16 protein-coding genes are annotated in these 14,264 nt (G+C 45.0%); all 16 read left to right on the top strand.

Going from position 1 to position 14,264, the window contains the following annotated elements:
* Position 1 precedes the first annotated feature (1 nt).
* The 16 genes from L8S15_RS02250 (at position 2) to L8S15_RS02175 (ending at position 14,260) form a co-directional block, all read left to right on the top strand.
* Entirely contained in the window at positions 2 to 889 is an 888-nt protein-coding gene (locus tag L8S15_RS02250) for a MinD/ParA family protein (protein ID WP_280571945.1), read from the top strand.
* On the top strand, positions 882 to 1,616 hold the full coding sequence (locus tag L8S15_RS02245; protein ID WP_010439379.1) for an RNA polymerase sigma factor FliA: 735 nt from the start codon (positions 882 to 884) through the stop codon (positions 1,614 to 1,616). The genes L8S15_RS02250 and L8S15_RS02245 overlap by 8 nt, the downstream gene beginning before the upstream one ends.
* A gap of 42 nt (positions 1,617 to 1,658) precedes the next feature.
* Positions 1,659 to 2,027, top strand: coding sequence for a chemotaxis response regulator CheY (gene cheY, locus L8S15_RS02240; protein WP_016767062.1), 369 nt, complete (start codon positions 1,659 to 1,661; stop codon positions 2,025 to 2,027).
* A 106-nt stretch (positions 2,028 to 2,133) separates the two neighbouring features.
* Positions 2,134 to 2,865, top strand: coding sequence for a protein phosphatase CheZ (locus L8S15_RS02235; protein ID WP_010439383.1), 732 nt, complete (start codon positions 2,134 to 2,136; stop codon positions 2,863 to 2,865).
* Between the two features lie 9 nt (positions 2,866 to 2,874).
* Positions 2,875 to 5,052, top strand: coding sequence for a chemotaxis protein CheA (locus L8S15_RS02230; RefSeq protein WP_016784725.1), 2,178 nt, complete (start codon positions 2,875 to 2,877; stop codon positions 5,050 to 5,052).
* A gap of 13 nt (positions 5,053 to 5,065) precedes the next feature.
* Entirely contained in the window at positions 5,066 to 6,187 is a 1,122-nt protein-coding gene (locus L8S15_RS02225) for a chemotaxis response regulator protein-glutamate methylesterase (protein ID WP_065100452.1), read from the top strand.
* A gap of 10 nt (positions 6,188 to 6,197) precedes the next feature.
* Positions 6,198 to 6,980 (top strand): ParA family protein, encoded by a 783-nt coding sequence (locus tag L8S15_RS02220; RefSeq protein WP_010439391.1) that lies wholly within the window; start codon positions 6,198 to 6,200, stop codon positions 6,978 to 6,980.
* Positions 6,967 to 8,079, top strand: a complete 1,113-nt coding sequence (locus L8S15_RS02215) for a chemotaxis protein CheW (RefSeq protein ID WP_016790910.1) — start codon at positions 6,967 to 6,969, stop codon at positions 8,077 to 8,079. Before L8S15_RS02220 ends, L8S15_RS02215 begins: the two co-directional genes overlap by 14 nt.
* A gap of 54 nt (positions 8,080 to 8,133) precedes the next feature.
* A complete protein-coding gene (locus L8S15_RS02210; RefSeq protein WP_009848530.1) occupies positions 8,134 to 8,628 on the top strand; it encodes a chemotaxis protein CheW in 495 nt (164 codons plus the stop codon).
* Positions 8,628 to 9,140 carry a DUF2802 domain-containing protein gene (locus L8S15_RS02205; RefSeq protein WP_010439397.1) on the top strand — a complete coding sequence of 171 codons (513 nt, stop codon included), beginning with the start codon at positions 8,628 to 8,630 and terminating at the stop codon, positions 9,138 to 9,140. Before L8S15_RS02210 ends, L8S15_RS02205 begins: the two co-directional genes overlap by 1 nt.
* 278 nt (positions 9,141 to 9,418) lie before the next feature.
* Complete coding sequence (ccmA, locus tag L8S15_RS02200) at positions 9,419 to 10,036, top strand: cytochrome c biogenesis heme-transporting ATPase CcmA (protein WP_010439401.1); 618 nt, start codon at positions 9,419 to 9,421, stop codon at positions 10,034 to 10,036.
* A gap of 1 nt (position 10,037) precedes the next feature.
* Positions 10,038 to 10,706: a heme exporter protein CcmB gene (gene ccmB / locus L8S15_RS02195; RefSeq protein WP_280571943.1), complete on the top strand. Its 669-nt coding sequence runs from the start codon at positions 10,038 to 10,040 to the stop codon at positions 10,704 to 10,706.
* A gap of 146 nt (positions 10,707 to 10,852) precedes the next feature.
* A complete protein-coding gene (locus L8S15_RS02190) occupies positions 10,853 to 11,593 on the top strand; it encodes a heme ABC transporter permease (RefSeq protein ID WP_010439410.1) in 741 nt (246 codons plus the stop codon).
* A gap of 14 nt (positions 11,594 to 11,607) precedes the next feature.
* The gene (gene ccmD, locus L8S15_RS02185; protein ID WP_010439411.1) at positions 11,608 to 11,814 is read left to right on the top strand and encodes a heme exporter protein CcmD; all 207 of its coding nucleotides are present in this window, start codon (positions 11,608 to 11,610) and stop codon (positions 11,812 to 11,814) included.
* Positions 11,811 to 12,293, top strand: a complete 483-nt coding sequence (gene ccmE, locus L8S15_RS02180; RefSeq protein ID WP_009848524.1) for a cytochrome c maturation protein CcmE — start codon at positions 11,811 to 11,813, stop codon at positions 12,291 to 12,293. Before ccmD ends, ccmE begins: the two co-directional genes overlap by 4 nt.
* A complete protein-coding gene (locus L8S15_RS02175) occupies positions 12,290 to 14,260 on the top strand; it encodes a heme lyase CcmF/NrfE family subunit (RefSeq protein WP_010439414.1) in 1,971 nt (656 codons plus the stop codon). The genes ccmE and L8S15_RS02175 overlap by 4 nt, the downstream gene beginning before the upstream one ends.
* Positions 14,261 to 14,264: the final 4 nt, after the last annotated feature.

Here is a 14,264-nt window from a genome sequence, read left to right as displayed (position 1 = left end):
TATGAATGAAAATATGATACATGATCAAGCTAGCGGCCTCCGTCGCTTAACCAAGCCTTCATTAACAAAAGTTATTGCGGTAACGGGTGGTAAAGGTGGTGTAGGTAAATCTAATGTGACGCTAGGTATGGCTATTTGTATGGCTCGCCAAGGCAAAAAAGTCATGGTTTTAGATGCCGACTTAGGGCTTGCCAACGTAGACATCATGCTAGGAATTCGTTCTAAACGAAACCTAGGGCATGTGCTGGCCGGTGAGTGTGAACTTAAAGATGCGATTGTTGAAGGACCGTATGGAATTAAAATCATTCCAGCGACATCTGGTACACAGAGCATGACTGAACTTTCACACGCTCAACATGCGGGGTTGATTCGAGCTTTTGGTTCGCTTGAAGACGAGATGGATATCTTGTTGGTTGATACAGCTGCTGGCATTTCGGATATGGTCATTAGCTTCTCAAGAGCGGCACAAGACGTGGTTGTAGTCGTTTGTGATGAACCGACCTCGATTACTGATGCATATGCCTTAATCAAGTTGTTGAGTAGAGAGCACCAAGTTCAACGATTCAAAGTTGTTGCAAATATGGTCAGAAGCTACCGCGAAGGTCGAGAATTATTTGCAAAGTTGACTTTGGTCACAGAGCGCTTCTTGAATGTGAGCCTCGAACTCGTAGCATGTATTCCTTTAGATGATAAAGTACGTCAATCAGTCAAGAGACAGAAAATCGTAGTGGATGCGTATCCTCGCTCTCCTGCTGCGTTAGCAATCAGCTCACTGGCAAATAAAGCATTGACCTGGCCAATACCAAAAACCCCAAGTGGGCATTTGGAATTTTTTGTTGAAAGACTGCTGAATCGTACTGAATTTGTAGAGGAACCATTTGGTGAATAAAGCGCTTACTTACGACCAGCATGCTAATCACAATAGCCAACAGGCTTTTTTTGAGAAGTACTCTGTGTTGGTTAAACGTATCGCTCATCACTTGTTGGGGCGATTACCGCCTAATGTATTGGTTGATGACTTGATTCAAGCTGGCATGATTGGCTTGATTGAGGCGCAACAAAACTATGATGGTACTAAAGGCGCAAGCTTTGAAACGTACGCAGGTATCCGAATTCGCGGGGCGATGTTAGATGACATTCGACGTGGAGATTGGGTGCCAAGATCGGTTCATAAAAACAATCGTGAAATCAGTAGTGCAATAGCCGAGTTAGAGGGAACGCTAAACCGTGATCCAAGTGATGCCGAAGTGGCAAAGCACATGGGACTCAGTTTAGACCAATATCATAGTGCTTTAACTGACATAAATTGCTCAAGACTGGTTGGGATCGAAGATTTAGGCGTCTCAGATGATGTAATATCTCCGAATGAAGATTCTCAAGACAATACGCCTTTTCAAGGGGTTGCTGATGAATCCTTCCGCCAAGCTTTGATCGATTCGATAAAACAACTTCCGGAAAGAGAAGGCCTAGTGCTTTCACTTTATTACGACGAAGAACTCAATTTAAAAGAGATTGGGGAAGTGTTAGGTGTCAGCGAATCTCGCGTCAGCCAAATACTAAGCCAATCTATGCAGCGTTTACGCACTAAGTTAAGTGCTTGGACACAGAACGACTAACAACACTGGTTTTATTCAGTGGAGGCTAATTTGAACAAAAACATGAAAATTCTCATTGTTGATGATTTTTCAACGATGCGCCGAATTGTTAAAAACCTACTTCGTGACCTAGGTTTCAACAACACTCAAGAAGCAGATGATGGCTTGACCGCGTTACCTATGCTGAAAAAAGGCGAATTTGATTTCGTGGTAACTGACTGGAACATGCCTGGCATGCAAGGTATTGACCTGCTTAAGCACATTCGCGCAGACGCAGAACTTAAGCACCTTCCAGTGCTTATGATCACCGCAGAAGCGAAACGCGAGCAGATCATTGAAGCAGCGCAAGCGGGTGTTAATGGTTACATTGTGAAGCCTTTCACTGCTGCAACGCTGAAAGAGAAACTAGATAAGATTTTTGATCGCTTATAAGCATCAATAAGTTTTAGGCACTTTTAGGTAAACACTGACTGAAAAGTCCTCTGTTTATCTCGATAGCCTAAGCGCACAAAGTATGCGGAGTAAGGCCGAACTCAGGATGATTTCATTAGAACAAGCAAAAAAATTAGTAGAGCTGCTTGAGAACAATGAGCAGCAAGGTGCTGATTCTCTTGTTAGAAGCATTTATGAAGATAATTTTAATCTTCAAGACAATCCAATGCTTCAAGAAATAGGCAGTCTGACTCGCGACCTCCATGATTCTTTGACTCAATTTAATTTCGATGAACGCATTAGCGTCATCGCAAATGATGAAATCCCTGACGCTAGGGATCGCCTTCAGTATGTCATTGATAAAACGGAAGTTGCGGCAAATAAGACGATGGACGCTGTCGATCGCTGTATGCCAATAGCAGACAACCTACACGAGTGTTTACTTCAAGTAAGGCCTCAATGGAATGAACTGATGCATGGCCGCATTGAGCTGGCACAATTTAAAGCTTTATGTCACCGCATTGATGGATTGCTTGTCCAGGTAGAAGGCGATAGTACTGAACTACGTGGACAATTGACTGAAATCTTGATGGCTCAGGATTTCCAAGATTTAACTGGGCAGATAATTAGCAAAGTTATTACCTTGGTGAATGAGGTTGAGGGACGTTTGGTCGAGATTCTCACAGTATTTGGTGCGAATCAGATAGAGCCAACTCCAGAGTCAGAGAAGAAAGCGTCCATTGCTCCCGAGGGTCCAATTATGAACCCAGAAGAGCGCGAAGACGCTGTTGCATCTCAAGATGAAGTCGACGATTTGTTATCCAGTCTTGGATTTTAAAGGTAACGTATGAGCTACGATTTAGACGAAGATATTCTTCAGGACTTTTTAGTCGAAGCAGGAGAGATCCTTGAACTTTTATCAGAACAACTGGTAGAGCTTGAGAATAACCCTGACGACAAAGACCTATTAAATGCTATTTTCCGTGGTTTCCATACAGTAAAAGGTGGTGCTGGTTTCCTAGCATTGACTGAGCTGGTGGATACTTGTCATGGTGCTGAGAATGTGTTCGACATTCTAAGAAACGGCCAACGCAGTGTAACCTCAGGTTTGATGGATACAATGCTACAGGCTTTAGATACAGTAAATGTACAGTTTCAAGCCGTGCAAGATCAGGAGCCTTTAGTGCCAGCTGATCAAGCGTTATTGGATGAGCTTCATCGTCTCTGTAAACCACAGTCCGCCGATGAAGTTACACCAGTAGAAGCTCCAGCTCCAGTTATCCCTGAACCTATAGCAGCGGCTCCAGAGCCTGTTGTTGAAAGCTCAAGCATCAGCGCATCTTCGGTCGACGATATCTCTGAAGATGAGTTTGAGCGCTTGCTTGATGAACTTCATGGGAAAGGTGGTTCGCCGACAGCAACTTCAGCACCAACACCGCCGCCAGCACCAGTCGCACCTCAGCCAGTTTCTGATAGTGGTGATATCACTGATGACGAATTTGAAAAGTTATTAGATGAATTGCATGGTGCGGGTAAGAGCCCGACAGCAGCAGGTTCAACACCGCCGCCACCGCCAGCACCTTCTCCAGAACCAGTATCGGCGATGTCTGAGGGCGATGATCTGATGACTGACGAAGAGTTCGAGAAGTTACTTGATCAGTTACATGGTTCAGGTAATGGTCCGACTCTTGAAGAACTGGACGCAGCAACGAAGCCAGCAGCAGTCAAGCCCGAGCCTATCGCACCAGCACCACAAGCGGCTCCTAAGCATCAGCCATCTGCACCCGTTGCTGTGAAAGCAGCACCTGCGAAAACTGAAGTTAAAGCGCCAGCGAAGAAACAACAAGCTGATGCTACAGTACGTGTAGACACATCAACACTTGATACCATCATGAACATGGTGGGTGAGCTGGTGTTGGTTCGTAACCGACTTGTTAGCCTTGGCTTAAATAGTAACGATGAAGAAATGGCGAAAGCTGTCTCTAACTTAGACGTTGTTACCGCAGACCTACAAGGTGCGGTAATGAAGACTCGTATGCAGCCGATCAAGAAAGTATTTGGTCGCTTCCCACGAGTTGTCCGTGACCTTGCTCGTAGCTTGAAGAAAGACATTGTTCTTGAAATGCGTGGCGAAGAAACGGATCTTGATAAGAACTTAGTGGAAGCACTTGCTGATCCCCTTATTCACTTAGTGAGAAACTCTGTCGACCACGGTATTGAGATGCCGGAAGATCGTGTTGCTGCAGGTAAATCACAAACGGGTAAAGTGATACTGTCTGCCTCTCAAGAAGGTGATCACATTGAACTGGCTATCGTTGATGACGGTGGCGGCATGGACCCAGATAAGCTTCGCGCTATCGCGGTTAAACGTGGTCTGATGGATGAAGATGCTGCATCTCGTTTATCAAACAAAGAGTGTTTCAACCTCATCTTTGCTCCAGGCTTCTCAAGCAAAGAGCAGATCTCTGATATCTCCGGTCGTGGTGTAGGTATGGACGTTGTGAAAACAGCGATCAACACACTGAACGGCTCCATTGATATCGACTCAGAGATGGGACAAGGCACTAAGATCACGATCAAGGTTCCACTGACGCTTGCGATTCTACCAACTTTGATGGTCGGTGTTGCGGGTCACCCATTTGCATTGCCGCTGGCTTCTGTAAATGAGATCTTCCACCTAGATTTAAGCCGTACAAACGTGGTTGATGGTCAACTGACTATCATCGTTCGTGATAAGTCTATTCCGTTGTTCTACTTGCAAAATTGGCTCGCACCTAAAGCAGGTATTGTTGAACTGCGTAAAGGACATGGCCATGTTGTTATTGTACAGCTTGGTAGCCAACGTGTTGGTTTCGTTGTCGATACGCTTATCGGTCAAGAAGAAGTAGTGATCAAGCCACTTGATAAACTACTGCAAGGCACGCCAGGAATGGCAGGCGCGACAATTACAAGTGACGGACACATTGCATTGATTCTAGATGTGCCGGACTTGCTAAAGCAGTACGCAGCTGCGTCAAGAATTTAATTTAAGGATAAATATGGCGATTAAAGTATTAGTCGTTGATGATTCGAGTTTCTTTCGTCGTCGCGTTAGCGAGATCATCAACTCAGAGGCTCGCCTAGAAGTCATTGATGTAGCAGTAAACGGTAAAGAAGCGGTTGAGAAAGCGAAACAGCTAAGACCTGACGTAATCACGATGGACATCGAAATGCCTGTCATGGACGGCATAACTGCCGTTCGTGAAATCATGGCAGCGTCTCCAACGCCTATTTTGATGTTCTCTTCGTTGACGCATGATGGAGCGAGAGCAACGTTAGATGCGTTAGACGCAGGTGCTCTAGACTTCCTACCTAAGAAGTTTGAAGACATCGCACGTAACCGTGATGATGCTGTTGCATTACTTCAACAACGTGTGATTCAGATTGCAGCAAAACGTGCGTTTATGCGCCGTGCTCCTATTGCGCCACGAGCTACAACTACACCAGTAACAACTTCGACACCATTGCGCCAACCGATTTCAGCCGCAGCTTCGACAGTGAAACCAGTGGCTGCATCGACAGCGAAATTCAGAGCTTCTGGTAAAAAGTATCAATTGACGGCAATTGGTACGTCTACTGGTGGCCCTGTTGCACTACAGAAAATTTTGACGCGTATTCCAGCACACTATCCACACCCAATTGTGTTAGTTCAGCATATGCCAGCAACTTTTACCGCTGCATTTGCCAGCCGATTGAATACCTTGTGTAAGATTGAAGTTCGCGAAGCGCAAGACGGAGATGTGTTGAAACCTGGAGTGGCTTATCTCGCTCCTGGCGGCAAGCAGATGATGGTTGATGGCCGCGCTGGGTCTGCACGCTTAAGAATTATTGATGGCGGCGACCGTATGAACTACAAACCATGTGTGGATGTTACTTTCGGTTCTGCTGCGAAGATCTACGGCGACAAAGTCTTGTCTATGATCCTGACCGGTATGGGCGCAGATGGTCGAGAAGGTTCGCGTATGTTGAAAACTGCGGGCTCGACAATTTGGGCACAAGACGAAGATAGCTGTGTTGTATATGGTATGCCTCAAGCTGTAGCAAAAGCTGGCATTTCTACTGAAGACCTCCCTCTAGACCGCATTGCGGAAAGGATCTTGGTTGAAGTTGGGTTAGCTTAGGTAAATCGAAATGATTGTTTGGAGTGTTGCAAACCAAAAAGGTGGTGTTGGCAAAACAACCACAACAGTGACCTTAGCAGGCTTACTTGCTTTAAAAGGGCACCGAGTATTGTTGGTTGATACTGACCCGCATGCATCACTAACCACGTATCTGGGTTACGACTCAGATAACGTGGAGTCGAGCTTGTTTGATCTATTTCAATTGCGAGAGTTTACGGCGCAGACAGTAAGACCTTTGATTTTGCAAACGGAAGTCGAAGGTATCGATATTATTCCTGCACATATGTCATTGGCGACACTCGATCGTGTTATGGGTAATCGCAGTGGTATGGGGCTTATCTTGAAGCGTGCTTTAGCTGCGCTAAAAGATGACTATGATTATGTGCTAATCGATTGTCCGCCAATTCTAGGTGTGATGATGGTTAACGCATTGGCTGGCAGCGATCGTATCTTAATCCCGGTACAGACTGAGTTCTTAGCAATGAAGGGCTTGGAGCGTATGATTCGAACTTTAGCTATCATGCAGAAGTCACGTAAAACACCGTTTAAGGTGACAATAGTCCCAACGATGTACGACAAGCGAACCAAAGCATCATTGCAAACATTAACTCAGCTTAAAGACGATTATCCAAATCAAGTTTGGACATCTGCTGTTCCTATTGATACTAAGTTTCGAGATGCGAGCTTAAAACGCTTGCCTGCATCTCATTTTGCATCGGGTAGCCGTGGTGTATTTGCTTATAAACAGCTGCTTATTTATCTCGAAAGGCTGGCGATAAATGAGCGCGAATAAAGAACTAACAGTAGAGCGTCCAAGCTTATCGAGTGAACAAGCATTGGATGATTACTTTACTGCGCTACTAGGCGATGAAAACTTTGAATCTGACGAGCTTTTTGTTGACGAGTGTGATGATGAGTCACAATCTGAAGAGCCAGAGCCAGAGCCAGAGCCAGAGCCAGAGCCAGAGCGTCAATTAGCGACTCATTACTCAAGCTATGCCGAAATACGTGCAGCTGAATTTGAGGTTCCTAATCTTGAGGATGTTCAGAAACTACTGAGCCGTCTAGAGGCGACTAACATTGTCGATGACCTCAATCTTGATGAGTTGATGGATCAGAATACACAGAAAATCGCTCAGCAAGCCGACATGCCAATGTTCGATGCCGCTGTAGAATCTGTTCAAGTATTTACTGAACCTGAAATTCAAGACTGGAACTTGCCAGAACCAGAGTTATCCATTGTTGCAGAACCTCAAATCGAATTGCAGCAAGCTGAAGATGAATTGCTAGAAACTGAACAAACAGAAGCGAAAATAGAATATTCCGAGATAGAGGTTGAAGCTCCAGAAGTCGAAGTTCAAGAACCTGATATTGAGACAGTTATTGAACCTGAAACTCAAGTTGGAGGAGCTGACCAGTTTACTTCTTGGGAAAGCACAGTTCGAACTGAAGATTTCCAAGTCTTGTATTTTGATGTAAACGGCGTGACCTTTGCGGTACCACTTGATGAGTTAGGTGGCATTCACCGCCTTGAAGAGTTAAGTCATATCATTGGTAAGCCAGCTTGGTATTTAGGTTTACAAACTAACCGCGATAGCCAACTAGATGTGGTCGATACCGCAAAATGGGTGATGTCCGAGAAACTATCGGGTGACGAATACAAAGAAAACTATCAATATATAGTCATGCTTGGAGAAAGCTTGTGGGGCCTCGCGGGCACCGAGCTAAAGGGCACAGAGTTACTTAATACAGATAAAGTACGTTGGCGAGAAATGGCAGGGAAACGTCCATGGCTCGCCGGTATGGTAAAAGAAAAAATGTGTGCTTTGATCCATGTTGAAGCATTAATCGCCATGCTAAACGCAGGGCTAGATGTAAAAGCATTAAGCTAATAAAACATATCAAGTTAATAATAGTGGTCGGTAACGACGGCAAGAGGATTATCTATGTCTCATATGAGTGAAGTTGAAGTAAGAAAAGATCAAACGAATGATGAAGTGCTTCAATGGGTGACATTTCAGCTAGAAGAAGAAACTTACGGCATCAATGTAATGCAAGTACGTGAAGTACTGCGTTACAGCGAAATTGCTCCAGTACCGGGTGCTCCAGACTACGTTCTAGGTATTATCAACCTGCGTGGTAATGTTGTTACTGTTATCGACACTCGTTCTCGCTTTGGTTTGATGCAAGGTGAAATCACAGATAACACTCGTATCATCGTTATTGAGTCTGAACGCCAAGTTATCGGTATTCTCGTTGATAGCGTTGCTGAAGTGGTTTACTTACGTTCTTCTGAGATCGATACGACACCAAGTGTTGGTACTGATGAAAGCGCTAAGTTCATCCAAGGTGTTAGTAACCGTGATGGCAAGCTGCTTATCTTAGTAGATCTAAACAAACTACTAAGCGAAGACGAATGGGATGAGATGGCTCATCTGTAATGTTTGAAGCGCTTCCTATAAGCCCTGTTGCTCTGATAGCGGGAGTTGGGGTTTTTACGTTATTCATCGTAATTTTGATTAGCAAAGTAAAACGTGCGATTCAAAAACAGCTCGATCAATCACGTCTGCAAATTCGAAATTTGGATAAAGAGCTTCAAAAATCGAGTAAGCAATTACTTGAGGTTCGCTCTGTCGTGGTTGGGCTTGGTCAAAAAGTGACTGAGCAGCAAGATCTGATTAAGCACTTGAATGAACGTATTGTTGAGCTGGAACATGCTGATACCGATGGACGCTTGTACACTCGTGCAACGAAAATGGTTCAACTGGGCGCTGGAATTAACGAACTAATTGAAGAGTGTGAACTGCCGAAAGCGGAAGCTGAGCTCATGATGTCTTTGCAGAATAAGCTCGCAGGTAAAGAGAAAATTCCTTCGTTAAGAAGTAATCCTTCATCGCTAGATGGACAACCGGCCGCTTCTCGTGAACGAAGAGACCCACCTCGACGTCGTTAAATTGAGTGTTTATAGTGGCTCGAATGCCCGATATTTGTCACGCATTCCTCTTAAAAGAAGCTTCGGCTTCTTTTTTTGTATCTGCTTTTCTTATATAGAACGATGTTTATAAGTGCTTGTATATACGACAATATCTCGTTTGTTGATAAAAATGTGTAAATTGTGATGCGATGGTAACAGTTTCTTACGGAGTTTGTTCTCACGAAAACGCCTAGTCCTGTTTTGTCACCATGTTGGTGTGCTACTATAGCGCTCTCATTACTCGACTAAATTTACCTATGCTAGAAGTCTCAAATTTAACTGCTATTCGTGACGACAGGGTTCTGTTTGAATCGTTGTCTTTTCAATTGAAACCAGGTGAACTGGTTCAAGTTGAAGGTCGAAACGGTACCGGGAAAACGACACTCCTTAGGATTATTACTGGCTTAGGCGACCGAGATGAAGGCACTATTTCTTGGGATGGTGAATCCATTGAATCGAGTCGAGACACGTATCATCAAAATTTACTCTTTCTTGGGCATCAAACTGGCGTTAAACGCGAGTTAAGCGCTTATGAAAATCTAAGCTTTTATCAATCGATTCACAGCGGTGGAACGACGAAGGAAGAGCTTTACCACGCGTTAGCTCAAGTCGGCCTTGCTGGTCGAGAGGATGTGCCCGCAGGTCAACTTTCTGCGGGTCAACAGCGCCGTGTGGCACTGGCACGCCTTTGGTTGAGTAAGCAAATGTTGTGGATTTTAGACGAACCGCTGACTGCGATCGATAAGCAGGGCGTAAAAGTTCTGGAATCTCTATTTTCTCAGCATGCAGATAACGGTGGTATTGTGTTGTTAACTACCCACCAAGATATGTTTGCTGATAGCCCGAAACTAAGAAAAATAAAGTTGGGTGATTAATATGATCTCTTCAATGACCACTATTATTCGACGTGAACTGCTGATTGCGTTTCGACGTCAAGCGGATATTTTTAACCCTCTGTGGTTCTTCATTATTGTTATTACCCTTTTTCCTTTAAGTATTGGCCCTGAGCCAAACTTACTTGCGCGTATTGCCGCAGGTATTGTTTGGGTGGCTGCGCTGCTTTCTGCGTTGCTCTCTTTAGAACGCCTATTTCGCGACGATTTTCAAGATGGTGCCCTTGAGCAGATGATGCTGATGCCCATCCCGTTGCAGTTGGTAGTCTTGTCCAAGGTCATAGCACACTGGTTATTGACCGGGTTACCATTAATTTTGATCAGCCCCTTGTTGGCTGTATTGCTGTCTTTAGATTTCGATACTTGGTTATCGGTTGTGTTAACGTTATTGGTTGGTACACCAGCATTGAGCTTTATCGGTGCGATTGGTGTGGCTTTAACGGTAGGACTACAAAAAGGCGGTGTGCTTTTAAGTCTGCTTATTTTGCCGTTGTATATCCCAATTCTTATATTTGCAACATCAGCGATTGATGCGGCATCACTGGGCGTTGCGTATAACGGTCAATTAGCGGTGCTTGGGGCGATGTTGATGGGTGCGATGACTTTGACTCCTTTTGCGATCAGTGCCGCACTTAGAGTGAGTGTGAACTGATAACGATGCCGTTATCGTATAGCTAATGTGAACCAAAAGTTACTATTGGACTCATAGAGTCAGCAAAACTGAAAGCAAGATAATAAATTATTATAATTATAGCTTTAATAGCTGTAAGCAATATGAAGTAAGAGTGAGATTACAACATGTGGAAATGGCTCCATCCCTACGCCAAAGCAGAAACCTCATATCAGCTTGCTGGTAAACTTCTGCCGTGGTTTTCGATCCTAGCGCTATTGTGTCTATCCGCTGGTACTGTATGGGGGCTAGCATTTGCGCCTTCAGATTACCAACAAGGCGATAGTTTCCGAATTATCTACATCCATGTTCCGTCTGCAATTTGGTCAATGGGCGTGTACATGTCTATGGCGATAGCTGCCTTCATCGGCTTGGTATGGCAGGTAAGGCTATCTGACATGGCCGCATTGGCGATGGCGCCGATTGGTGCTGTATTTACCTTCATTGCATTGTTAACGGGTGCGGTTTGGGGTAAACCAATGTGGGGCGCTTGGTGGGTTTGGGATGCTCGTTTGACCTCTGAGCTGATTCTTCTATTCCTATACTTGGGTGTGATTGCTCTACACCATGCTTTTGATGACCAAAAAACGGCGGCAAAAGCGGCAGGCATTTTGGCTATCGTGGGTGTCATCAACCTACCTATTATTCATTTTTCAGTAGAGTGGTGGAACACGCTTCACCAAGGTGCGACGATCACCAAGTTCGACAAACCTTCTATTTCTAGTGACATGCTATGGCCGCTTCTTCTCAACATCTTCGGCTTCGCTTTTTTCTTTGGTGCTGTGACGATGGTTCGTTTCAGAAACGAAATCCTAAGCAAAGAAAGTCACCGTCCATGGGTTCGCAAACTTGCGGCTGAAAAAGCGTAGTAGGGTAGGTAATTATGTATTTTGAATCTTTGAGTGATTTCTTTGCCATGGGTGGCTACGCCTCATATGTATGGAGTGCATTTGGAATCACTTTCCTCGCGATGATCGTCTTACTGGTGGTAAGCGTTCGTCGTGGTAAGCAATTACTTAATGAAGTACAAGCTAAGATTGATCGTCAAGCTCGTATCGATGCAGCAAAAAATATGGAGAACACTCTATGAACCCAAGACGTAAAAAGAGGCTAGGCATTATCTTAGCGATCTTTTTTGGTATCAGTGCGACTGTTGGATTGATGGTTTACGCACTTAACCAGAACATGGATCTGTTCTATACACCAACTGAGCTGGTTAACGGAAAAGATGGTAAAAAACCAGAAGTGGGTCAACGTCTACGCATTGGTGGAATGGTCGTAGTTGGCTCTGTAAGCCGTGACAATGAATCATTGCGTGTAAGCTTCGATTTGGCTGATGTCGGCCCTAAAGTAACAATATTATACGATGGCATCCTTCCTGACCTTTTCCGTGAAGGCCAAGGTATTGTTGCTCAAGGTGTCCTTAAAGACGCGACGACAATTGAAGCGTTCGAGGTATTGGCAAAGCATGATGAAGAGTACATGCCTTCTGAAGTTGCAGAAGCAATGAAGAAAACCCATGAGCCTTTGCAATACACGACTGAACAAAAAGAAGGAAATGCTCAATGATAGCCGAGATCGGCCATTTTGCGATGATCCTGTCCTTGGGACTTGCATTGCTGCTCAGCGTGCTCCCATTGTATGGAGCCGCTCGAAATAACACATTATTAATGAATAGCGCACGACCGTTGTCGTGGGGCATGTTCGGATTCTTAGCGATTTCGTTCTTTATCCTGTGTTACGCGTTTTACACCAATGATTTTACAATCCAATACGTAGCAAGTAACTCGAATAGCCAACTGCCTTGGTACTATCGTATTACTGCCGTTTGGGGCGCTCACGAAGGTTCGTTACTGCTTTGGGTTCTTATTCAAGCAGGTTGGACGGTAGCAGTAGCGACGTTTAGCCGTGGTATGCCTCAAGAGTCTGTGGCTCGCGTACTGGCTATCATGGGCTTGATAACGGTCGGCTTCTTGCTGTTCATTATCGTAACGTCTAACCCGTTCCTACGTACATTGCCTTTCTTCCCTGTCGACGGTCGTGATTTGAACCCGTTATTGCAAGATCCGGGTTTGATTATTCACCCGCCAATGCTTTATATGGGTTATGTAGGTTTCTCTGTAGCGTTCTCTTTTGCAATTGCTTCTCTAATGAGCGGTCGTTTAGATACGGCATGGGCTCGTTGGTCGCGCCCTTGGACAATTGCCGCATGGTTGTTCCTAACGGTAGGTATCGCACTAGGTTCATGGTGGGCTTACTACGAACTTGGCTGGGGTGGCTGGTGGTTCTGGGATCCAGTAGAAAACGCTTCATTTATGCCTTGGTTGGCTGGTACTGCATTGATGCATTCGCTAGCGGTAACAGAAAAGCGTGGCACATTTAAAGCTTGGACAGTGTTACTGGCTATCTCTGCATTCTCACTAAGCTTACTAGGTACATTCTTAGTTCGTTCGGGCATTTTGGTTTCTGTTCACGCATTCGCGTCAGATCCTGCTCGTGGTATGTTTATTTTAGGTTTCCTAGTCTTTGTTATCGGCGGTTCACTGCTGTTGTTTGCTGTTAAAGGCGCATCCGTTCGCGTTCGCGGTAACTTCGATCTGGTTTCTCGTGAAAACGCGCTACTTGGCAACAACATCTTATTGATTGCAGCGCTTGTCGTTGTGTTAGTCGGTACGCTACTACCATTAGTTCACAAACAGCTAGGCTTAGGCTCAGTATCTATCGGTGCTCCGTTCTTTGACATGTTGTTCTTCTGGTTAATGATTCCGTTCTCTTTCCTTTTAGGCATCGGCCCACTGATCCGCTGGAAACGAGACAACCTGTCAAAGCTCGTTAAACCTATGCTGGTTTCTGGTGCATTTTCACTTGGCTTGAGCGCACTAATAGTTGCTTTACTGGCTGACCGCTTCAGTGGTACTGCCTTTGCTGGTTGGGTAATGGCATTCTGGATTATCTTCATGCACGGTTTTGAGCTGTATGAACGTGCGACTCACCGTCACACATTCCTGAAAGGTCTAACTAAGCTACCTCGTAGCCACTGGGCAATGATGTGTGGTCACATTGGTTTAGCCGTGACAGTGATTGGTATCGCGATGGTGCAAAACTACAGCATCGAACGAGATGTACGTCTGGCGCCAGGTGAAAGCTACCAACTTGAAGAATACGACTTCCTATTCACAGGCGTTCGTGACAAAGATGGTCCTAACTACGATGGCTATATTGCTGATTTTGAAATTACCAAAGAAGGCAAGTACATCAACACGCTTCACGCTGAAAAACGTTTCTACACCACAGCTAAGTCTATGATGACAGAAGCAGCGATTGACCGTGGCGTAACACGTGACCTTTATATCGCAATGGGTGAGCGTTTAGACGATAACAAGTCGTGGGCTGTTCGTATTTACTACAAACCATTTGTACGTTGGATTTGGGCAGGTTCGCTGATCATGGCGATTGGTGGTGTGATCGCTATCAGTGACCGTCGTTACCGTTTCCGCAAGCCAACGAAAAAGTCGGCTCAAGAGCAGGAGGCTTAATTCG

This window comes from Vibrio sp. S/42/10, from assembly GCF_029890535.1.
In the GTDB taxonomy this organism is placed as follows: Bacteria; Pseudomonadota; Gammaproteobacteria; order Enterobacterales; family Vibrionaceae; genus Vibrio; species Vibrio cyclitrophicus.
This window is presented reverse-complemented; position numbering and strand designations above follow the sequence as displayed.